Consider the following 21,740-nt stretch of genomic DNA (forward strand, 5'->3'; position numbering starts at 1 on the left):
CTTACTATAGTTTGCTATCGTCTGATTTATCAGATGAATTAGATTCATCATCACCATTTTTTGGCTCTTCCGATTTAGGAGGCGTTGCTGTTTCAGGTTTTGATGAGCTTGAACCCGCACCAAAAGAACCTGTCACATTACTCACCTTTTTATCTTCATCCCAGCCAGCTGGCTCACGTACTGGACGTCTATTCATTAAATCGTCGATTTGTGGCATATCAATGGTTTCATATTTCAATAGTGCATCTTTTGTGGAATGCAAAATATCAATATTATCCGTCAATGTTTTCATTGCCAGTTCATAACAACGATCTAGAATAATTTTCACTTCTTCATCAACAATACGTGCAGTTTCATCAGAAATACCAGCACCGTTACCAGAAGAGCGTCCCATGAAAGCAGGACCTTCTTCTTTAGCATATTGCATTGGTCCTAAACGGTCAGAGAAGCCCCATTGAGTTACCATGTTACGTGCAGTATTCGTTGCAAATTGAATATCTGATGAAGCACCTGTTGTCACTTTTTCACGACCGTAAATCAACTCTTCTGAAATACGACCCGCGTAAGCTGTTGCAATCATCCCTTCTAGTTTCAAGCGGCTACGACTCACTTCATCACCTTCAGGTAAGAAGAATGCCACACCTAAAGCTTGTCCACGAGGAACGATTGTGACTTTATGAACAGGGTCATGTTCCGGCATTAAATGCCCAACAATCATATGCCCAGCTTCATGATAAGCAGTCGACTCTTTTTGCTCTTCTGTCATCATGAGAGAACGGCGTTCCGCACCCATCCAAATTTTGTCACGTGCTTTTTCAAATTCAACCATTGAAACAACACGTTTATTAGCGCGCGCTGCAAACAATGCGGCTTCGTTGACTAAGTTAGCCAATTCAGCACCAGAAAAACCTGGCGTTGCACGTGCCAAAATAAAAGTATCGACATTTGGATCGATAGGTACACGACGCATATGCACTTTCAATATTTGCTCACGACCACGAACATCTGGCAAGCCAACAACAACTTGGCGGTCAAAACGACCTGGACGTAATAATGCAGGGTCAAGAACATCAGCACGGTTGGTTGCTGCAATAACGATAATACCTTCATTGCCTTCAAAACCATCCATTTCAACCAGCATTTGGTTCAATGTTTGCTCACGTTCATCATGGCCACCACCTAACCCAGCACCACGCTGACGACCTACTGCATCGATTTCATCGATAAAAATGATACAAGGTGCTGCTTTTTTAGCTTGTTCAAACATATCACGAACACGCGACGCACCAACACCGACAAACATTTCAACAAAGTCAGAACCTGAAATAGTAAAGAATGGAACTTTTGCTTCACCAGCAATTGCTTTTGCAAGCAATGTTTTACCCGTACCAGGAGGGCCTACCATCAGGACACCTTTTGGGATCTTACCACCCAATTTCTGGAAACGAGCTGGTTCACGCAAGAATTCAACTATCTCGCCAACTTCTTCTTTTGCTTCATCACAACCTGCAACATCTGCAAATGTTGTTTTTATCTGATCTTCCGTTAGCATGCGAGCTTTGCTTTTACCAAAAGACATCGCACCCTTACCGCCGCCACCTTGCATTTGGCGCATGAAGAAAATCCAGACACCAATCAACAGAAGCATTGGGAACCAGGAAATAAAAATTGTGCTAAGGAAGCTAGGTTCTTCTGGTGGTTCACCAACGACAGTTACATGTTTATTCAACATGGTGTCTAACAGCTTTTCATCCTGCATAGGAAGATAAGTTGTATAGCGGCTATTATCAGCCTTTCTGACGTTTAATTCACGACCTGTGATACGAACTTCACGTACCTGATCCTGGGCTAACTCATTGATAAACGTTGAATAATCAACTCTGCGACTATTCGAATCGCTTGGGCCAAAACTCTGGAACAAGGACATCAGAACAACTGCGATGACTAACCAGAGAATCAGGTTTTTCGCCATGTCACTCAAGGGATTAACCTCATATTACAACTGTGTTAACAAATAGCGCTCAGGGTACTACAGTTTTAGCCCTGTCGCTACAATGTATACTTCACGCGATCTTGCCCGCGAAGATTCTGGCTTACGAACTTTTACCTTCGTAAATAGGGAACGGATATCCCTTAGGTACTCGTCAAAGCCTTCTCCTTGAAATACTTTAACGATAAAACTTCCTCCAGGAGCCAACACGGTACGACACATATCCAATGCTAACTCAACCAGATACATCGATCGAGGTATATCGACCGCGGGAGTCCCGCTCATGTTTGGGGCCATATCGGACATGACCACCTGAACTTTTTTTTCACCAACCCGCTCTAACAGTGCTGCTAACACGGCTTCATCACGAAAATCTCCTTGCAGGAAATCCACGCCAACAATTGGGTCCATTGGTAGAAGATCACACGCAATCACTCGGCCGTTGTTACCTATTTGGCTAACAACATACTGTGACCAGCCACCGGGCGCTGCTCCCAAATCAACAACGGTCATACCAGGTTTAAAAATTTTATCACCTTGCTGGATTTCATCCAGTTTAAACCATGCGCGCGAGCGAAGCCCCTTTTTTTGTGCTTGTTGAACAAATTTATCGCTAAAATGTTCTTGTAACCAGCGACTTGAGCTTGCCGAACGTTTTTTATTGGCCATTGTACTTTTCCAACTCAACTAATAGAAATACATCTATACCTGCCATACTTCAAGTTGCCATTAGCAATGAGTGTAAATAAAATCTGCCATCCCAATCACATAATGATAAAAACTACGCTTATTAGAATATTTTGCTCGCTAACTTAGCGGTAACTTGAGTTATTTTGTGTATACATTACTGCTTCTTTACCATCCTATAGATATAATTGATGGTGATAGATATCAGATGGCGGTAGAATAAGCCATTTTCAATACTAACTAAGCAAAAAATCGATGAATCTTAATAAAAAACAAATTCAGCACCTGAAAAGTCTCGCTCACCACTTAAACCCTGTTGTAATGATTGGCAACAATGGATTAACAGAAGGTGTCTTAGCTGAGATTGAACTTTCATTAACTCACCATGAGCTTATCAAAGTCAAAATCGCAGGCGAAGACCGTGATACCAAAAACTTGATCGCTGATGCGATTGTTCGTGAAACAGGTGCCGCGAATGTACAAATTATTGGCAAAATACTTGTTATCTACCGACCTTCGGCAGATCGCAAAATTATTTTACCTAAATAATATTTGTTCACTTATACAAAAATGCCATTGAAAGCATGTTTTGTATGAAGAAAAAGGCCGCCTGCGGCCTTTTTCTCTAATACTCTAAAATAGTATAACCAATTCAGTAAAATAGGAATTAGATATACTCAACTTTAAGAATTTCAAACTCGACATCACCACCCGGCGTTTTGATAGTGACGACGTCATCAACCTCTTTACCAATCAAACCACGCGCAATAGGTGAATTCACGGAGATAAGGTTCACTTTAATGTCAGCTTCATCATCACCAACAATTCGATAAGTCAGCTCTTCATCTGTATCCACATTCAATACAGTGACTGTGGCACCGAAAATAACGCGTCCGTTATTCGTCATTTTAGTGACGTCAATAACTTGAGCATGAGAAAGTTTAGATTCTATTTCTTGAATTCTACCTTCACAAAAACCTTGCTGCTCACGAGCTGCGTGATATTCAGCATTCTCTTTCAAATCGCCATGTTCACGAGCTTCTGCAATTGATGCAATAATTTCCGGGCGGCGGACAGATTTTAGATAATCAAGCTCTTCTCGTAATTTATCTGCACCCAATACCGTCATTGGAATCTGTTTCATTGATAAATACCTCTGTTTCAATCCTCTATAAAAATAAGTATCTTCCTGATTTTCTGTCACAACAGTACAACCTCCCTCAACACGGTAGGAGGTACTCAAACAATACACAGGCTGTGAAAAGGCATTAAAAACCGATTCACTCACTTATCTTAGCACAATGCTGACTATTCTAACGTAGAGTTAATAGCGGGTCATCGTTTACTTTTTCAGGCATTACACTTTAGTATGTATAGTATGTCTACCTTACTGTGTGAAATTTATGTCGTTATTAACACTTACCAGAAAATGGGTCATCACTTTAGGCATTACCTTGGCTGCTGGGCAAGCTTTTGCAATCCCTATTGATGATTATAAGCAATACTTACCTGATGGCACTAATCTCGCTCTGGTTGCACAAAAGGTCGGAAGCAATACGCCAATCATTGATTATAATGCGCAACAAATGGCACTCCCAGCGAGTACTCAAAAAGTTGTGACAGCACTCGCTGCATTATTGCAACTTGGGCCTGATTACCGTTTTGTCACTAACTTTGAAAGTAGTGCCAAATTGAATAACAACACACTCACCGGTGATCTAGTCATTAGATTTAGTGGCGATCCTACCCTCACGCGCCAACAAATTCGCAACATGGTGAATGCACTCAAGCAACTTGGTATTCATAAGGTTGATGGCGACCTTATTGTCGATATTTCTGCATTCACGAGCCATGATAAAGCGCCGGGGTGGGTATGGAATGATATGACACAGTGTTTCAGTGCTCCCCCTGCTGCTGCCATTATTGATAGAAACTGTTTTTCCGTTTCCCTGTATCCAGCAGAAAAAGCGGGCGATATGGCTTATATCAAAACAGCCAGTTTTTATCCGGTAAATATGTTTAGTGAAGTTAAAACTCTTGCTAAAGGTGCTCCAGAAGGGCGTTACTGTGAGCTTGATGTTGTTCCTGGTGAATTAAATCGCTATACCTTAACGGGTTGTTTAGCACAGCGCAGCGAGCCTCTTCCGCTCGCCTTCGCAGTACAAAATGGTGCTAGTTATTCCGGAGCTATTGTGAAAAATGAGTTAGAACACGCAGGAATTGAATTAACTGGACATGTTAAAAAGCGCACGCTACCTGCCCCACAATCTCAAATCTTAGTAAAAACAGAATCAAAACCGCTTCATGACTTGCTCAAAGTGATGCTGAAAAAATCGGACAATATGATTGCTGACACTGTATTTCGAACTATTGGTCGAGATTATTATGGTGTGCCGGGAACATGGCGTTCTGGCTCAGACGCAGTTAGGCAAATCCTAAAACAAAAAGCAGGAATTGATTTAGGCAATACCGTGATGGTGGATGGTTCGGGCTTATCTCGTCATAATCTCATTACACCAGCCACAATGATGGAAATTTTGCAATTTATCGCCAAAAATGATCAACAGCTTGATTTTATTTCTATGCTACCGCTTGCGGGCCATGATGGAACATTACGTTACCGAGGAGGCCTAGATGAAGCAGGCGTAAACGGTAAGGTTTCTGCAAAAACAGGCGCATTACAAGGTGTTTATAACTTAGCAGGTTTTATTACAACCGCTAGTGGGCAAAAAGTCGCGTTTGTACAATATATTTCTGCCTACGCGGTACCTCAAAATCAACAACGGACACGTCGCGTTCCGTTAGTGCGTTTTGAAAGCCGGCTGTATAAAGATCTTTTTCAGAAAAATTGATCTTAAGATCAGCATAGATCAAAAAGGCGCATCAGAAAGTGCGCCTTTTTCACAATAGAATAATGGATTAATCAATCAGATTATTTTTGATAGATGATTTCAACACCTTCGTCATCATCTTCATCCCAATCGTCATCCCAATCATCATCAAGATCTTCAGCACCTTCTAGTTGCTCTTTATGATAGTCATCCCACATAAATTCAACTTTTTCTGGCTGTTTCTCTTCTTCAGTTGTCGCCATATCACGAGGTTGAGTTTCCATAAACTCCATGATATCCCAGCATAACGCTTTCACACCTTCATGATTTACAGCTGAAATCATATAGTATTTATCTTCCCAACCCATGCCTTTTGCAATTTCTGCTGCACGTTTTGCGGACTCTTCAGGACCTAAAATATCCACTTTGTTAAAGACTAACCAACGCGGTTTTTCAGCCAATTTTTCGCTATACTTTTCGAGTTCACCAACAATGATCTTTGCATTTTCAACAGGATCAGATCCATCAATTGGGCAAATATCAATGAGGTGTAAAAGAACGCGACAACGCTCTAAATGTTTTAAAAAGCGAATACCTAAACCGGCACCTTCTGCTGCACCTTCAATCAAGCCTGGAATATCTGCAATAACAAAGCTTTTTTCGTTATCCATACGAACCACGCCTAAGCTTGGTACTAAAGTTGTAAATGGATAATCAGCAACTTTTGGTTTTGCGGCGGAAACAGACCGAATAAAGGTTGATTTACCTGCATTTGGCATACCTAACATGCCAACGTCAGCAAGTAACATTAACTCAAGCATAAGTTCACGCGTTTCGCCCGGCGTACCCATGGTGCGTTGTCTTGGTGCACGGTTAACAGATGATTTAAAACGGGTATTACCTAATCCGTGAAAACCGCCTTTAGCAACCATATGGCGCTGTTCATGGCGAGTCATATCACCAAGTACTTCCCCAGTACCAAGATCGCGTACACGCGTTCCTACAGGCACTTTAACTGTAATATCTTGGCCACGCTTACCTGTGCAGTCACGGCTTTGACCATTTTGGCCTCGTTCTGCACGGAATGATTTTTCAAAGCGGTAATCAATCAAGGTGTTCAGGTTTTCATCTGCCTGTAAGTAGACATCTCCACCGTCACCACCGTCACCGCCGTCAGGGCCGCCTTTCGGGATATACTTTTCACGACGGAAGCTGACACAACCATTGCCACCATCTCCCGCCACTACCAATATCTTGGCTTCATCAACAAATTTCATAATCTTTTCTCCGACTGTATAAGAGTCATTATAGTGCTGGATGGCTTTCTTACCCAGAGATGGCGTATTTTAAATATAAAAAGCCCCGCAAAATGTTTTGCAGGGCTTTAAAATTCGAATTAAAAGTCAGAAAACTTATTCAGCTTCGATGCTGATAAATTTACGATTGTTTGGACCTTTAACTTCAAATTTAACTTTTCCATCCGCTAAAGCGTACAGAGTGTGGTCACGGCCGCAACCTACGTTGCTACCTGCATGGAACTTAGTTCCACGTTGACGAACGATGATGCTACCTGCTAATACTGCTTCACCACCGAAACGTTTTACACCCAGACGTTTTGCTTCTGAATCGCGACCGTTACGAGTCGAGCCGCCAGCCTTTTTGTGTGCCATTAATCTGCTCTCCTAAATCTTAAGCGATGCCAGTGATCTTAACATCAGTGAACCACTGACGGTGACCTTGCTGTTTACGGCTGTGTTTACGACGACGGAACTTAACGATTTTAACTTTATCGCCACGACCGTGAGCAACCACTTCCGCTTTCACTTTAACGCCTTCAACGACAGGAGCACCGATTTGGATCTCATCGCCATTAGCAACCATCAGAACTTGATCAAATTCAACAGTTTCACCTGTTGCGATGTCCAGCTTTTCTAGGCGGACAGTTTGACCTTCGCTAACTCGGTGTTGTTTACCACCACTTTGGAAAACCGCGTACATATTAACTCCGCTTTCCGCGTACTCGCTAAATATTTCAATTCCTGAGCACGCTATAAAAATATTCACAATAGGGCGCGAATTCTACGCAAAAAAGCATCAGAACACAAGCCTATAATGAAGCCAGATGACAAAAAATACGACTTTTTTAATAAGACCGTAATTTTAATGCTGATTTTCCTTGTCTAGCTCGAATTGTTACTTATTTAAACATTTTTTGCATTACAAGTGATTATCTTAGAAATATTAATGTTATGCTTACGCTATAACTATTCTGATTACAGCGCCTTTTATGATCAGGTAAAGCTAAAATTTTATAATATGAATAAATTACGATGAATTTAGAATCTATTATTGAACTGACCACCGAGGATATGTCAGCGGTAAACCAAGCGATCCTCAGTCAATTGAATTCAGACGTTACGCTAATTAACCAGCTTGGTTATTACATTGTTAGCGGTGGCGGTAAAAGGATCCGTCCAATGATCGCGATCCTTGCGGGTCGATCACTCGGCTACTCTGGACATAAACATATCCAAGTTGCCGCATTGATTGAGTTTATCCACACTGCAACATTACTCCATGATGATGTCGTTGATGAATCAGATATGAGGCGCGGTAAACAAACGGCTAATGCTGTTTTTGGTAACGCAGCAAGTGTTCTCGTGGGCGACTTTATTTATACTCGCTCATTTCAAATGATGACGGCACTTGACTCAATGCGTGTGCTTAAATTGATGTCAGAAGCGACTAATGTTATTGCTGAAGGTGAAGTCATGCAGTTGATGAACTGCAATGATCCTAACATTACTGAAGAAACTTATATGCAAGTTATCTACAGTAAAACCGCGCGTTTGTTTGAAGCCGCAGCACATGCCTCTGCCATTTTAGCGCAAGCAACCCCTGAGCAAGAAAAAGCACTACAAGATTATGGTCGCTATTTAGGTACAGCATTCCAGCTAGTCGATGATTTATTAGATTATGATGCTGATAATACCCAACTGGGTAAAAATACTGGGGATGATCTTAATGAAGGGAAACCTACTCTTCCACTTCTTCATGCGATGAATCATGGAACAGAAGCTGAGTCAGCCTTAATTCGCCAAGCCATAGAGCAAGGTAATGGCCGTCATTTATTAGAAACGGTTCTTGCGACAATGAAGCGGTGCCACTCACTAGAATATACATATTCTCGCGCCCAAGAAGAGTCACAAAAAGCCATTGACGCGCTGAGTGTACTAGATGACTCGATATATAAAGAAGCTTTGATTGCGCTTGCTCGCATTGCAATATCACGCCATTCATAATCTCAATAGAAAAATTATCTCTAATATGGAAAAGGGAAGAAACATCTTCCCTTTTCTATTCTACTTCTATCTTTTCTAACAAAGAGGATAAGCCATGACGCAAAATGTATTTCACAATCTTACTACGTTCATATTCCGTTAACTGATAATAGGCTTCAACCCAAACTTGCAAAGCATCCGTTTTTTTACTTTGATAATAGACCGGTGATTCGCAAAGGTTTAACTGATTTTGGATCTCATCAGGTAAACTCTCTAGGCAATATTCTACTGCTTTACCTTGAACACCTCGTTTACGACGATTTTGCCATCCTTCTCTTCTCGCCATCAGGTTCACTCCCTGAGGAGAAGTCGGTAAACCTTCTAAACCAGCTAATTCTTTTGCAGTAAACCACATTTTTTTCATATTATCTCTTTCGAATTTATATGATGAAATTCACCCTTATAGCCGTATCTAAATAGGGTTGTTATTAAAAAAGAAAATCTATTATTTTTTGATATATAAAGCTTATTTTAGATTTATATCCTTTTGATATTATTGCATCATTTATTGATTACATTAACATAGTTATCTTATCATTATATTTTCACAAGAATGATTCATGTTAATTACATCATTAACAACAAACTATATCTACCTCGGAATATACTTATAGGAATTTTTTCTATTTATTGTTCTATTTTTCAGAAAGCATTTTTTTATTTATTAAATCCACCAATGAAATGACACCTTCACGCATAATAAATGCCAATATAATGTTTCGCTCTTCATTTGAAAGTTGGTTATAAGCCTCCTGCCAAATAATCGAATTTTCATTTTGTGTTACTTGATAGGTTGCTGGTGTTTCATAAACAGAAAGTGGCTCAAATAAATCCACAGGTAGGCTATTAATATGATATTCCAACGCCTTTCCTTGTATCCCTCGTCGTTTGCGGCATACCCAATTTTCACGTCTAGCCATGGCATTGATGCCTTGTGTCGTCATGGGCAGTCCATTTAACCCCACAAGCTCCTTCGCTGTTAGCCACTCTTTTTGCATATCTGACCCTCCTAGTCATTATTGTCATCAAAGAATAATTGCTGAAATTTTTTATAATTTCTTAATATCGATAATTAATTTGTTAGCTTAAATATTTATTATAAATCTATATATAAATCATCTATGTAATCTATATTTTAATCTCTTTTAATAACAATAAATTGAGTAAATATCATTCTAATAACTTTCTTTTTTTAATTTATCATAAATATATATTAGAAGTATCTATAACGCACTCCTTTAATAAGAAATTTTCAACAATAACCATTATTAGTTAGTTATTACATTCAAAGTGTTATACATAATCACAAATATAAGTAAAACCACTTTCTTATATTTCACAAAAATAAGATTCATTTCATAAAACTGAATTTTTAGAAAAATTTAGAAATATTTTTGGGAAATTTCTGTTATTTTATTTCTAATAACAAGCAAGATTACACTGAATGTATCACAATCTTCTGTTACCTGTACCACTAACTCTACATAATTTTAAATAAAAAAGGACTAAAAAATGATTTTACGGAAATCAGATTGGCACCCAGCTGACATTATTGCCGCTTTGCGTAAAAGAGGAACAACATTAGCCGCAATATCACGGCATGCAGGTTTAAGCTCATCGACATTAGCCAATGCGCTATCGCGCCCTTGGCCGAAAGGTGAGTGGATCATTGCAAATTTTTTGGGAATACATCCATCTGAAATATGGCCAAGCCGTTATTTCAACCCAATTACAGGTGAACGATTAGAGCGAAAAGGTAGAGAAAAAAATCAAACTGTAGATTGAGTAAGCATAAAAAAACCGCTGATAACATAAATGAAGTGCCCACATAAAATAGGACACTTTATCAATGTGTTATCAGCGGTTTATTGGTAGCCCCAAAGTGCTACTCGTTTAGATTAAATACATTAATGCTTATTAGCCATTAATGAATTTTTCACCTAATTCAATATCTTTTTTCAGTACATCTAACATTTCTTTCAGTGCTTTTTGCTCGAAGTCACTTAGCTGACCGAAAGAGATATGTTTTTCAATACCATTTTTGCCAAGAAGAACAGGCTGAGCAAAGAAACGTGCATGCTCACCATCACCTTCAGTGTAAACACACTCAATTACGTTAGGCTCGCCTTGTAGACCACGAATAAGTGATAAGCCTAGACGTGCAGCCGCTTGTCCCATGGACAATGTCGCAGATCCGCCACCCGCTTTTGCTTCTACAACTTCAGTACCAGCATTTTGAATACGTTTGGTGAGTGCAGCAACTTCTTCATCTGTGAAGGTTACGCCAGGGATTTGTGATAACAATGGCAGAATAGTGACGCCTGAGTGACCACCGATAACTGGCACTTCAATTTCATGCGTTTTCTTACCTTTCAATTCAGCAACAAAAGTATTTGAACGGATGATATCCAGTGTTGTTACACCAAATAGACGGTTTTTGTCGTAAACACCGGCTTTTTTCAATACTTCTGCTGCGATAGCAACGGTAGTATTAACTGGGTTAGTGATGATACCAACCAATGCTTTTGGGCATGTTTCTGCAATTTGTTGCACCAAATTACGGACGATCCCTGCGTTAACATTAAACAGATCTGAACGATCCATACCCGGTTTACGCGCAACACCCGCGGAGATCAGGACAACATCAGCACCTTTCAGCGCTGGAGTCGCATCTTCACCTGAAAAACCAACAACTTTTACATCAGTAGGGATATGACTAAGGTCAGCAGCGACACCCGGAGTTACTGGAGCGATGTCATAGAGAGAGAGTTCTGAACCTGCTGGGAGCTGGTTTTTAAGAAGAAGGGCTAAAGCCTGACCAATACCACCTGCTGCACCTAGGACTGCAACTTTCATTCTGAAACTCCTTTATTGAACTTAAAAAGTATATGATTTCGTTCAGTTATATACCCTACCCAGAATAATTCAAAATGTATAGGTAACTTATGTCGTTCAATGTTAATCAGCTTCATTAATATAAGCAACTAACGACAATTTGAAGTATCATGGGTATAAATACATTACTGATGAAAAACAAATTGTTAACAGACGTTGATTTTTTTTAACGCAGAGCAGTCTGCATACTAATTCTCACCATTTTAAACAAAATCCTTATCTGTTAATGAGATAAGGGACACTTTTTTAACAAATAATTTTTGCTACTCTTGATTTACACATAATAAATTGTTTTTAAAACCAATAGTACGTTATCCCTTTAATTCAATTAACAAAAAATTCACATTGATTCAATCAATTGATTTATCACTTAGCACTAGCTTATAACTTTCTGCTAAAAAACAGTCAAAATTAGAAGATATGTTCATAGCCCTTTTTATTGCATAGAAAAACATCACAACTCAATTTTGTTGCATAAAAATGCACATTTACGGATAATACTCACCAATTTACTAGCAAAGGATGGGTTAATTATGCGTACACCGTCTAAACAAGAAGACTTGGTTAAGGCTTTTAAAGCCCTACTTAAAGAAGAAAAATTTAGTTCCCAAGCAGAGATTGTCGTTGCTCTTCAGGAACAAGGTTTTGAAAATATTAATCAATCCAAAATCTCCAGAATGTTAACCAAGTTTGGTGCAGTGCGTACTCGTAACGCTAAAATGGAAATGGTTTATTGTTTACCCACTGAACCGGGCGTTCCAACTGCAACAAGCCCATTAAAAAATCTCGTATTGGATATTGATTATAATAATTCTGTGGTTGTGATAAGAACAAGCCCAGGTGCAGCACAATTGATTGCGCGCTTGTTGGACTCTTTAGGTAAAGCAGAAGGGATTTTAGGCAGTATTGCTGGGGATGATACCATTTTTTCAACACCAGCTAATGAATTTACGACCAAAGAACTTTATGAAGCCATTCTGGCTCTATTTGATCAAGAATTGTAGATATTACTAAGCCATTTATTTTTGTGCCGCTTTAGTAAAAAGGAGAAATTTACTTCTCCTTTTTACATATTAACATATTGAAATAATTTATTATTTACTTGAGAAATTACTCATCATGCTGTGCTTCAGCTTTCTTCTTCAAACCCGTTAATAATTTATTATGGATATCCCCAAAACCACCATTGCTCATGACAAGAATATGATCTCCAGGCTGGGCTTCTTCAATAACCATATTTGCTAAAGCATCAATGTCTGCACTCCAACGCGCAGGTTGTACACAGTTTTCAGCAATTTCAGTAACCATCCAAGGGATATTGGTTGGTTGGAATAGGAACACTTCATCAGCACGGCCTAATGCTGGCGCAATATCATTCTTGCTGATCCCCATTTTCATCGTATTGGAACGCGGCTCAAGTACAGCAATAATACGGGAAGTTCCGCCAACTTTACTGCGTAATGCTTCTAACGTTGCCAATATTGCTGTTGGATGATGTGCAAAATCATCATATACACTCACACCATGTTCCATGCCACGTAATTCTAAACGGCGACGAGCATTCACAAATGAATTCAATGCAAGACAAGCTTCGTTTGCAGGAACACCAACATGGTGCGCCGCAGCAATGGCCATCAGCCCATTATTCATGTTGTGATTACCGACTTGGGACCAATTAACTTCACCCACTTTTTCTTGTTGGTAGAACACTTCGTAATGGCTGCTATCATGATTAAGTTTATTGGCCTGCCATTCACCATGCTCACCAATCAATTCTTGCTCGCTCCAGCATCCCATGCCAATGACTTGCTTCAAATTTGCATCATTATCAGGCATAAAAATTTTCCCGCTACCGGGAACAATGCGCACTAAATGATGGAATTGTTTTTGGATAGCTTCGAGGTTATCGAAAATATCTGCATGATCAAATTCGAGGTTATTCAGTACCAACGTTTTTGGACTATAGTGAACAAATTTAGAACGCTTATCAAAAAAGGCACAATCATATTCATCTGCTTCAATCACAAAAAATGGGCTTTCACCTAATTTAGCTGAAACATCAAAATTTCCGGGAACACCACCAATGAGAAAACCGGGCTTATAACCACAATCTTCAAGGATCCATGCGAGCATACCTGCTGTTGTCGTCTTTCCATGCGTTCCAGCAACTGCAAGTACCCAACGTTCAGGAAGAACATGATCATGAAGCCACTGAGGACCTGAGGTATAAGTTAGTCCTCTTTCTAATACAGCTTCCACACAAGGATTACCTCGCGTCATTGCATTACCAATCACTACCATATCTGGTTCAGGTTCTAATTGACTAGGATCATAACCTTGAATCAATTCAATTCCTTGCTGTTCAAGAAGCGTACTCATTGGTGGGTACACGTTCGCATCAGAGCCTGTGACTTTATGCCCTAATGAACGAGCCAATATTGCCAAACTTCCCATAAATGTACCGCAGATACCCAGAATATGTATGTGCATTATTTTTCATCCAATAGCATGAGGTTTATCACTATTCTACCCATTAACTTTATGTTTATAAATGTATTACTTATGAATTATTTTAGGTAATAGAGGTAAATATTCTTAAAACAATAGCAACAATGAATCCTGCATCACTGAAAACCTATCATAGAAATATTACTCGCAAAATAAAGAGGGAAATATCAATCGAGAAAGGGAGTTAAAAGAAACAGTGGGCTGTATGATAGATAATCTCAATTCAAAATGATTTTACACACAATAACCCACTGTAATTATAATCTTTAAAAAAACTCTTTTATAAATACGACATAACCACATAAGCAAAAGCAGAGAACGGGCCAGGGCTCACAAAACCATTTCTCTCAAGAGTCGACGTCACTGTAAATGTAGTGTCATCTTCATCGACTTCGAAAATAGTTTGTGTCACTGCGGGTTCATTATTAATTGTAATAATAGAATATAACTCATTTTTCTTTAATACGACTCGAGTACCTTCAGAAGGGTCACTATCCTCTTCATCGGGGCTAATTAACGTCAGTAATAATTGTGCATCTTGATTACAGCGTATAATGAACTCACCACTGACTGAATTTCCATCAACTTCATCTAACGTAAGTTCGCCATGGTCTAAATCAACATTGGAGGTCTGTAAAGAACACTCTAAGTTAGGTGGGTTAGGCAATTTACCACATTCTCCACCCGCCATCACTCGATATGAAGGCCCAGATCCAGAGCGAGATAAACCTACAGCCCCGCACCATACAATACCTTCGTTAATCCGATCAGGTGCTGTTGCACTAGATACATAATAGAAAGAGCCAACACGTTCATATAATGCAGTTAGAGCATCACCAACCGTAGTCCCTTTAAAATAAACATTTTCTTGTTCAGGATCTATATAACGAGGATCATTAGGATTTCCAGAATTTTGCGTATTTACCCCTACCCAACATCCATTCGAACAATCATAATTTAAAGGTTCTTGTGATTGTAAACCTTGATCAGTTAAATAAAGCACCGATGTATATTGGAATCTAGAATTAAAAGGAGCACTAGGGTCGATACGATATGAAGGAATACTGACATACCAAGCGTTATCAGCAAAAGATAATAAGGGAAAAAATAAAAGAAACATGAATATCTTCTTCATAATATAGGCCTTATAGATATTCCAATATGAATGTTGCCGTTGCCCAAAATTCACCAAATCCGAGCGATTTATTTTTTAAAACTGTTTCATCACCTTGAACAAACGCTTTAAAAGGTAATATGTTGTCACCTTCAATTAAGCCTATGGCCTTTGATTCGTCCATTAGAGAGAGAAATTGACCATTTTCCATTTCTATTCCAACCGCCACACCAGTAGCCACACTATTACTATCTAGTGCAAGAAAGCCATCTAAACCATCGCCATAAGATGGATTTCCAGAAAAACTGACAATAACTGAATCAGCTATATTAGTTCTGCAATCTTCTAATTCAATATAAAAAGGAATGCTCGGTGTTCTTTCGTGTAAATAAAGATACTTACCAATAATGTCACCAAATTCTACATTAACAACATCATTTTTTACTTTACAAGGTGCTGATAGAATTGAACCATAAATATGAATAATAGTTTGGTTGTATCCCCCATTAGAATAGGAAATATTAGGTATAAGGATAAAAGTAAATATAACTAAAATTATTTCCTTTATTCTTTTCATTTTAAAATATCTCTATTCATAATCTAGCTCAAAATAAATAATCGCACGATAACTATTTGCTTTTAATTCTTGAGAGATTCGTATTGGTGCTAAATAATAAGTAAGAATATTCTGTCCGGGCTGTAGAAATTCAGGTGTAACGTATTCACCTAATGGAACTATTTTTTTATCTTGACCAAGAATGGCTAAACCGAAACCCTCGGCATTAGTAACAGAAACTAAATTAGGATTATTAGGTACCGTTTTAGCATAAAACTTAATTTTTACGGATGGTTGAATATGGCTCCAAAAAGAAGTTCCTAATCTTTCATCTATTGAAGTAGCTGGAGTTCTAATACAATCTAATAATTCAATAGTAAAAGGTGTAGATTTATTTATTCTTCCTACATTTTGTAATTCAGCAGTGCCTATAACACCTAAATCGACTTCTTGATATTTTGATGTCATTGCCAACTTACAAGGACTTTCAACTAAAGATCCATAAACATAAAGTTGTCCCCTAGCCCCATCAATACCTTCTGAGCTAGAAAATGGCCGGTATAATGTTTGATTTAAATCTTTCTGTGCAATTGCATTTAAAGATAATGAAAAAACAACTAATCCGACAATTTTATATAAAATAAAATTTGATAGCTTCATTATTAGCCTTTTTCTTTCACGACACACTTTTTACTGACACAAGAAAAATGAACCTGTGAACGTCCACCATAGTCATTAATATAAGTCAGCACAGGATGAGAACCTAATGTTAGCGGATTCACATTTATAGTATCTTTACCAAATGGTTCTAGCATAACTGGATTAAAATTAGGGTCTGTTTTACTTTTATCATCCTTTGCAATATTAATAATAGTAACATAATATGGCGTTGGATTTTCAATTGTGTAATTACTACTATTTTCTTGTAACTTAACTTTTTCTTGCCATGGATTATTAATAACATCTGTTCCACTCATAATTAACTTTTCTGGTCTATAAAAAAGTTTAATTTTAGTTTGCAATGCTAATTGTAAAACATTCGCTTTTTCACTTTTAGGTGGAATTTCTCTTAAATTAAAATAGAACACACTTTCTCTATCTTGCGGTAATGCCTGAGTTGCATTAATTGATTCGATTTTAACTTGTGTTGGCTTCCCTGGTTCAACTCTTTGAACAGGAGGAACAACAACAAATGGCGTTTGAATTTTTACGCCTTTATCATTCTCAATCCATGCTTGAGCAAGATAAGGTAATTTTTCACTACTATTTGAAATATTCAAGGAAACAGATTTTTTATCTCCTTCAAATATGATTCGAGTGCGATCTAAAGAAAGTGCTGCTTGTGCATTCACAGAAATTGCACACAGTAATCCAATACAAATTTTTTTATTTAGAATAGTCATAACGTCAACTCAGTTAGAATTAGTTTTTATTCAATAATATTTGAACATGCTAGAATTAAAGACTGTCCATTATTTTCTATTTTATTTGGGAAATTAATTTGACATTTTTTATCTTCCCCCCAACTTACTATCATTGTTTCATTTGGATTAATACCCGATATATAAGCATTCCCAAATTCACCAACCATACCTGTATTTCTATTTTTTAAATTAGTGACTTGAGAAGCAAAAGGCGGATAACTCCCATCTGTTAATCTAATAGCAACCATTAATTTCATACCTGAGTTAACATCAAATTTACGATAACCAATAGCACCTTCAGTGAGTGTAGCTAATAATACGGTATCATTAACTTCTGCATTATCTGGAAGGTTATTAATATCAATTTTAATTTTATTTCGATAATAGCTATTCACTTCAGGTAAAACAGCTTTACCAAAAATATTGGTATAAACTGGAGAGCTATAACCTTGAACTGGAATATCAGCAACATTATCTGTATCAACCAACAAACGCGTACCGCCTGGTAGATTGCTTCTATGTAAAGCACCACCATTCATTGTCATAGTCACTCCTCCCTGCACATTCAGACCAAATGCAGTATATTGATTATGAACATAATCTGCGGTTCCACTAAATTTAGCATTATTCGCCTGATGATAAATATAAGCGTTAGCAAGTCCACCGCTACGTTGATTGCCAACACTCATTCTATATGAAGTATCACTATCTATACGATTAAAGAAACCAACAGTATCTGATACATCATTATCATTATTAATGTTTGAACTATAATTTAAATTACCACCATTCCCCCATGGCATACTCATACTTAAATAAGCACCTTGGTCATTCCCCCAATTACTTTTATTTTTAAATAAACTTAATGTGAGAGATAAATTTTTATAATTACCGATATCAAAATATTTTATTGCCGTTAAATCATAACGATTTTGATCAGGTTGATTCCAATATGTTTGATAACGATAATTTAAACCTGTTGAGAGTCTATAATCCTGAAAGTTTTTACTTAATGAAATTGTATATAGCTCTTTTTGATGATTTTCCCGCTTACCGTAATTTTCTTTTGCACTTAAATATTGAGACATGGTCATAAAATCGCTCTCTGAAAAGCGGTATCCAGCAAACTGTATTTGGCTATCTATTTCATTAAATCTTTTCGAATAACTGATACGATATGAACGTCCATTATATTTATTATCATTATAAATTTTTGAAATCGACTGAGTTGCATCAAACGATATTGCTCCAAAGGCGAGTAAGTCACGACCAAAACCAATGGAAAAAGCATTATAATTTTGGCTATTGAGACTACCTGCAAATAATGACCAGCCATTTGTCACTCCCCATGAAAATTCACCAGAAGCAAACACTTCTCCATTAGTATGGTGATCCATATCTGCTGGACGCCCAAAACTTAATTTATATCTAACATGCCCAGGGCGAGTAAGATATGGAATAGTCGCGGTATTAACTTGATATTATTGAATACGCCCATCTTGTTCTTCAACTTTTACATCTAAAGTACCACTGACTGCACTACTTAAATCTTGAATACTAAAAGGTCCAGCTGCAACTTGAGTTTGGTAAATAACCCGCCCTTGTTGTGAGATAATCACTTGAGCATTTGTCTGCGCTACACCATTAACTTCTGGCGCATATCCTCGTAAATTAGGTGGTATCATGCTCGAATCTGAACGTAAAGCAGCACCAATATAGCGGAACGTATCAAATAAATCGGAATCGAAATAATCCTCACCTAATATTAATTTAGCCTTTAATTGAGCAATAGCGCGATAAGTATAAAATCGACTCCACTTGAAATTTGTGTTTACAGCTTCATTAGATCCTGTCGCATGATTTAAATGCCCTTGCCAATCACCACGAAAGCGCCAAGCTCCTAAATTAATACCTGCGACACCATTACCATTTAATGAATAAGAATTATTCCCTGACTTATGAGGTCTATTTGTTTTACCGTTTATATTATAGTCAAATAAAATTCCAGAAATACCTTCATCCCAACGTGACGGCGGTTCCCATGATGAATCTGAATATTCAACATAAGCTTGAGGCATTCCAATATAGAGTGTTAGTGTGCCGAGATCAGCATTGTAATTGACTCCTGGGATCGAACTCCAATCTAAACAATTCCCATCTCTTAACCATGTGACTTTTTTCAACGTTTCTGATTTTAAGGCTAAAATTGAGACTTGATCTGGTGATAAGCAAGCCAAACTACCAGTTTCTTGTGAGTCATCACTATAAAATGTAATTGGCTGCTCTGAAATGACATTTTTATTTAGCTGAATTTTTAACGTATATATTCCTGGAAGTATATATCCTGATTTAGAAAACTGGCTAACATCAATATTCTCACCATCATCTAAATTGAACATATTTGGGTTAAATTCAACAGTATTTGAATATGCCGAGTTAAAAATAAAAAAGGCACTTAATATAACAAGCTTTCTTACTAATACATTTTTTATTTTCAATAATGACATTGTAATTATCCGTATAATAAAAATCAGGAAAAATCAGTAATAGCTAATTTTATAAATAATAATAGTATGAAAATCACCTGCTCTTACATCAGAGCCATCAGCAACAAGCCTAATTTTATAATCTAAAAACATATCGCCAGATGAGATTTTTATTTTATCCATACTTTTACCTGGCACAGCAGTTTGGTCATTAATATCTTTTATTTGTAAAACAACCCCTCTTGCATCTCCATTAACAGTATAATAATTACCTTTACTAGCTCCATTAAATGTAACCTCAAAATTTTCCCATTGAATATTTTCATTCACGGATGAAACTAATTGGCAATCAATCAATTTAATTGAAAATTTCTTTTCTTGTGAAGCACCGTTTTGAGATATATATGAAATTGGAATAACACCTAAATTTATAGATTGATCATCACTACCTGTATCAATTAAACAAGGTGTTTCAACTATAGTTCCTTTCATATTCACCCGACCAAATCCCTGAATAGCAGATGCGTAAATATTAAAAGAAATTAAAAATAGTGATAAAAGAGGCATTAATTTTTTCATTAATAAATCCAATTAGCGGGTCAGTTCTATAGAAATAACTGACCCGATATTTCTTATTGGTATGCTAGGGTAAAGTTTGCTGTTGCGTAGAACTCACCAACTTTGACAGCATTATCACCTGTACCGCCTAAACCTTTCACATAAGAAGAAAACTCAAGAGAGTTAGGACCTGTTTGTAATTTATGTGGTTTAGTTGCAACATTGTTTTCTACTTTATTATTCCCTGAAATGATTGCAATACCAGCACCCATAGAATCTTTTCCATCAAATCCAACTAGGTTAGTATCTGCACCTGCATCAGTGAAACTAAATGTAGTGGTAACTTGTTTGTCAGCTAAATCACTAACATCACAGTCAGCCAATTCAATGCTAAATGTTTCGATATGGCTTTCACCAGTGTTGTTATTAGCAGCCAGTACTTTACGAGAAATTTGACCAAAATCGACTTCAATTGGATTTGGTGATTCAATTGAGCATGGTGCATCAATAATATAACCATGGAATTTAACTTGTCCTGAACCTTGACCTTGTTGGCCAGCAGCAAAGGCTGATGAACTCATTGCAGCAGTAATCAAAGTAGCAAAAATAACCTTTTTCATAGCTTTCCTCTATAATAGAAATAACATCTTAATTAACGGATGAATTTTTTAAAATACAAGAGATAAATATTTATTCGTCTCTATGATAAAATAAACAAAATATCCCCCTTAAATAATAATAAGGAGATATTGTATTTATTCATTTTAAAAATTTAAATAAAAATTAGTTTATTAAAAATAAACGATTAATTATCCATTAAAACAAATGGATTAAAGAATTTTTTAGCTTCTGGTTCTTCACTATCAAAAACATTTAGATATACTTTTTTGAAAAATTCATCAACAGATACATTGAGAATATCTAATATAATAATTAGATTATCTACAGTAATATTACAAACTCCACATTCATATCTAGATATTTGTTGCTGTGATATATCTAATAAGCATGCTAATTCTTTTCCGGTCATTGACCTATTCTTTCGAAGCCTATTTATTTCTTTCCCAATTGCTTTTGAAAAAAGATTTCTGATACCATTTTTAGTATATTTATCACATAGACTATTCATAATATCCTATTTGATTAATTATTTATTAAGTATAAAAAATAATATTTCTTAATTCATTGCGCCTTCTTTTAAAGAATTTACTTGAAATACTTTATGAAATCAAATTACTCAAAATTAAGAATGTATAATATTTCCCCAAAATATTACACACCAAATAAGAGTATAGATTGCCGAGCCAAGTAGATAGTAATGTCATAAATTTAGTTAATTTAGAGCATCAC

The 21,740-nt window shown here is 37.1% G+C and carries 23 protein-coding genes and 1 pseudogene; 5 read left to right on the forward strand and 19 right to left on the reverse strand.

All coding sequences use genetic code 11. The annotated features are described in order from the left end of the window. Positions 1-4 precede the first annotated feature (4 nt). Together ftsH and rlmE are read right to left on the reverse strand one after the other, a co-directional pair. Positions 5-1,972 (reverse strand): ATP-dependent zinc metalloprotease FtsH, encoded by a 1,968-nt coding sequence (ftsH, locus tag OO7_RS00300; protein ID WP_043892611.1) that lies wholly within the window; start codon positions 1,970-1,972, stop codon positions 5-7. A 57-nt stretch (positions 1,973-2,029) separates the two neighbouring features. Next, positions 2,030-2,659 carry a 23S rRNA (uridine(2552)-2'-O)-methyltransferase RlmE gene (rlmE, locus tag OO7_RS00305; RefSeq protein ID WP_008913970.1) on the reverse strand — a complete coding sequence of 210 codons (630 nt, stop codon included), beginning with the start codon at positions 2,657-2,659 and terminating at the stop codon, positions 2,030-2,032. A 273-nt stretch (positions 2,660-2,932) separates the two neighbouring features. Here rlmE and yhbY point away from each other — a divergent pair, with 273 nt between their 5' ends. After that, positions 2,933-3,226 carry a ribosome assembly RNA-binding protein YhbY gene (gene yhbY / locus OO7_RS00310; RefSeq protein ID WP_008913971.1) on the forward strand — a complete coding sequence of 98 codons (294 nt, stop codon included), beginning with the start codon at positions 2,933-2,935 and terminating at the stop codon, positions 3,224-3,226. A gap of 118 nt (positions 3,227-3,344) precedes the next feature. On the opposite strand, the gene greA is transcribed toward yhbY, so the two are convergent. Continuing rightward, positions 3,345-3,821 carry a transcription elongation factor GreA gene (gene greA / locus OO7_RS00315; protein ID WP_008913972.1) on the reverse strand — a complete coding sequence of 159 codons (477 nt, stop codon included), beginning with the start codon at positions 3,819-3,821 and terminating at the stop codon, positions 3,345-3,347. Positions 3,822-4,080: 259 nt separating this feature from the next. On the opposite strand from greA, the gene dacB reads away from it, so the two are divergent. Then, complete coding sequence (gene dacB / locus OO7_RS00320) at positions 4,081-5,529, forward strand: serine-type D-Ala-D-Ala carboxypeptidase (RefSeq protein WP_008913973.1); 1,449 nt, start codon at positions 4,081-4,083, stop codon at positions 5,527-5,529. An 80-nt stretch (positions 5,530-5,609) separates the two neighbouring features. On the opposite strand, the gene cgtA is transcribed toward dacB, so the two are convergent. The 3 genes from cgtA to rplU all read right to left on the reverse strand — a co-directional run bounded on the left by cgtA (position 5,610) and on the right by rplU (position 7,506). Continuing rightward, positions 5,610-6,785 (reverse strand): Obg family GTPase CgtA, encoded by a 1,176-nt coding sequence (cgtA, locus tag OO7_RS00325; protein WP_008913974.1) that lies wholly within the window; start codon positions 6,783-6,785, stop codon positions 5,610-5,612. Positions 6,786-6,920: 135 nt separating this feature from the next. Then, entirely contained in the window at positions 6,921-7,178 is a 258-nt protein-coding gene (rpmA, locus tag OO7_RS00330) for a 50S ribosomal protein L27 (RefSeq protein WP_008913975.1), read from the reverse strand. A gap of 19 nt (positions 7,179-7,197) precedes the next feature. Continuing rightward, on the reverse strand, positions 7,198-7,506 hold the full coding sequence (gene rplU / locus OO7_RS00335; RefSeq protein WP_008913976.1) for a 50S ribosomal protein L21: 309 nt from the start codon (positions 7,504-7,506) through the stop codon (positions 7,198-7,200). 332 nt (positions 7,507-7,838) lie between these two features. On the opposite strand from rplU, the gene ispB reads away from it, so the two are divergent. After that, a complete protein-coding gene (gene ispB / locus OO7_RS00340) occupies positions 7,839-8,810 on the forward strand; it encodes an octaprenyl diphosphate synthase (RefSeq protein WP_008913977.1) in 972 nt (323 codons plus the stop codon). Between the two features lie 55 nt (positions 8,811-8,865). On the opposite strand, the gene OO7_RS00345 is transcribed toward ispB, so the two are convergent. Together OO7_RS00345 and OO7_RS00350 are read right to left on the reverse strand one after the other, a co-directional pair. After that, positions 8,866-9,213 (reverse strand): DNA-binding protein, encoded by a 348-nt coding sequence (locus OO7_RS00345; protein ID WP_008913978.1) that lies wholly within the window; start codon positions 9,211-9,213, stop codon positions 8,866-8,868. Positions 9,214-9,484: 271 nt separating this feature from the next. Beyond that, entirely contained in the window at positions 9,485-9,847 is a 363-nt protein-coding gene (locus tag OO7_RS00350) for a DNA-binding protein (RefSeq protein WP_008913979.1), read from the reverse strand. Between the two features lie 514 nt (positions 9,848-10,361). Here OO7_RS00350 and OO7_RS00355 point away from each other — a divergent pair. Further along, positions 10,362-10,634, forward strand: a complete 273-nt coding sequence (locus OO7_RS00355) for a helix-turn-helix domain-containing protein (protein ID WP_008913980.1) — start codon at positions 10,362-10,364, stop codon at positions 10,632-10,634. Between the two features lie 132 nt (positions 10,635-10,766). Here the strand turns inward: OO7_RS00355 and mdh are convergent, their stop codons facing one another. Further along, a complete protein-coding gene (mdh, locus tag OO7_RS00360; protein WP_008913981.1) occupies positions 10,767-11,705 on the reverse strand; it encodes a malate dehydrogenase in 939 nt (312 codons plus the stop codon). A gap of 572 nt (positions 11,706-12,277) precedes the next feature. On the opposite strand from mdh, the gene argR reads away from it, so the two are divergent. Further along, a complete protein-coding gene (argR, locus tag OO7_RS00365; protein ID WP_008913982.1) occupies positions 12,278-12,748 on the forward strand; it encodes a transcriptional regulator ArgR in 471 nt (156 codons plus the stop codon). Between the two features lie 106 nt (positions 12,749-12,854). On the opposite strand, the gene mpl is transcribed toward argR, so the two are convergent. The 10 genes and pseudogenes from mpl to OO7_RS00410 form a co-directional block, all read right to left on the reverse strand. Next, the gene (gene mpl, locus OO7_RS00370; RefSeq protein ID WP_008913983.1) at positions 12,855-14,234 is read right to left on the reverse strand and encodes a UDP-N-acetylmuramate:L-alanyl-gamma-D-glutamyl-meso-diaminopimelate ligase; all 1,380 of its coding nucleotides are present in this window, start codon (positions 14,232-14,234) and stop codon (positions 12,855-12,857) included. A 298-nt stretch (positions 14,235-14,532) separates the two neighbouring features. Then, a complete protein-coding gene (locus tag OO7_RS00375) occupies positions 14,533-15,372 on the reverse strand; it encodes an MrpH family fimbial adhesin (RefSeq protein ID WP_008913984.1) in 840 nt (279 codons plus the stop codon). 25 nt (positions 15,373-15,397) lie between these two features. Next, positions 15,398-15,943 (reverse strand): fimbrial protein, encoded by a 546-nt coding sequence (locus OO7_RS00380; protein WP_008913985.1) that lies wholly within the window; start codon positions 15,941-15,943, stop codon positions 15,398-15,400. 12 nt (positions 15,944-15,955) lie between these two features. Continuing rightward, entirely contained in the window at positions 15,956-16,582 is a 627-nt protein-coding gene (locus tag OO7_RS00385) for a fimbrial protein (RefSeq protein WP_008913986.1), read from the reverse strand. A gap of 2 nt (positions 16,583-16,584) precedes the next feature. Continuing rightward, positions 16,585-17,325: a fimbria/pilus periplasmic chaperone gene (locus tag OO7_RS00390; protein WP_008913987.1), complete on the reverse strand. Its 741-nt coding sequence runs from the start codon at positions 17,323-17,325 to the stop codon at positions 16,585-16,587. A 26-nt stretch (positions 17,326-17,351) separates the two neighbouring features. After that, positions 17,352-17,603, reverse strand: coding sequence for a FimD/PapC C-terminal domain-containing protein (locus tag OO7_RS17035; protein ID WP_336431229.1), 252 nt, complete (start codon positions 17,601-17,603; stop codon positions 17,352-17,354). A gap of 27 nt (positions 17,604-17,630) precedes the next feature. Next, positions 17,631-19,853, reverse strand: a pseudogene (locus OO7_RS00395) (fimbria/pilus outer membrane usher protein); the annotation flags it as partial. Positions 19,854-19,886: 33 nt separating this feature from the next. Then, positions 19,887-20,411, reverse strand: coding sequence for a fimbrial protein (locus OO7_RS17375; protein WP_008913988.1), 525 nt, complete (start codon positions 20,409-20,411; stop codon positions 19,887-19,889). Positions 20,412-20,464: 53 nt separating this feature from the next. Beyond that, positions 20,465-21,010 carry a fimbrial protein gene (locus tag OO7_RS00405; RefSeq protein WP_008913989.1) on the reverse strand — a complete coding sequence of 182 codons (546 nt, stop codon included), beginning with the start codon at positions 21,008-21,010 and terminating at the stop codon, positions 20,465-20,467. A 185-nt stretch (positions 21,011-21,195) separates the two neighbouring features. Then, positions 21,196-21,420, reverse strand: coding sequence for a helix-turn-helix domain-containing protein (locus OO7_RS00410; protein WP_236620663.1), 225 nt, complete (start codon positions 21,418-21,420; stop codon positions 21,196-21,198). Positions 21,421-21,740 lie beyond the last annotated feature (320 nt).

Source organism: Providencia sneebia DSM 19967 (assembly GCF_000314895.2).
Taxonomy (GTDB): Bacteria; Pseudomonadota; Gammaproteobacteria; order Enterobacterales; family Enterobacteriaceae; genus Providencia; species Providencia sneebia.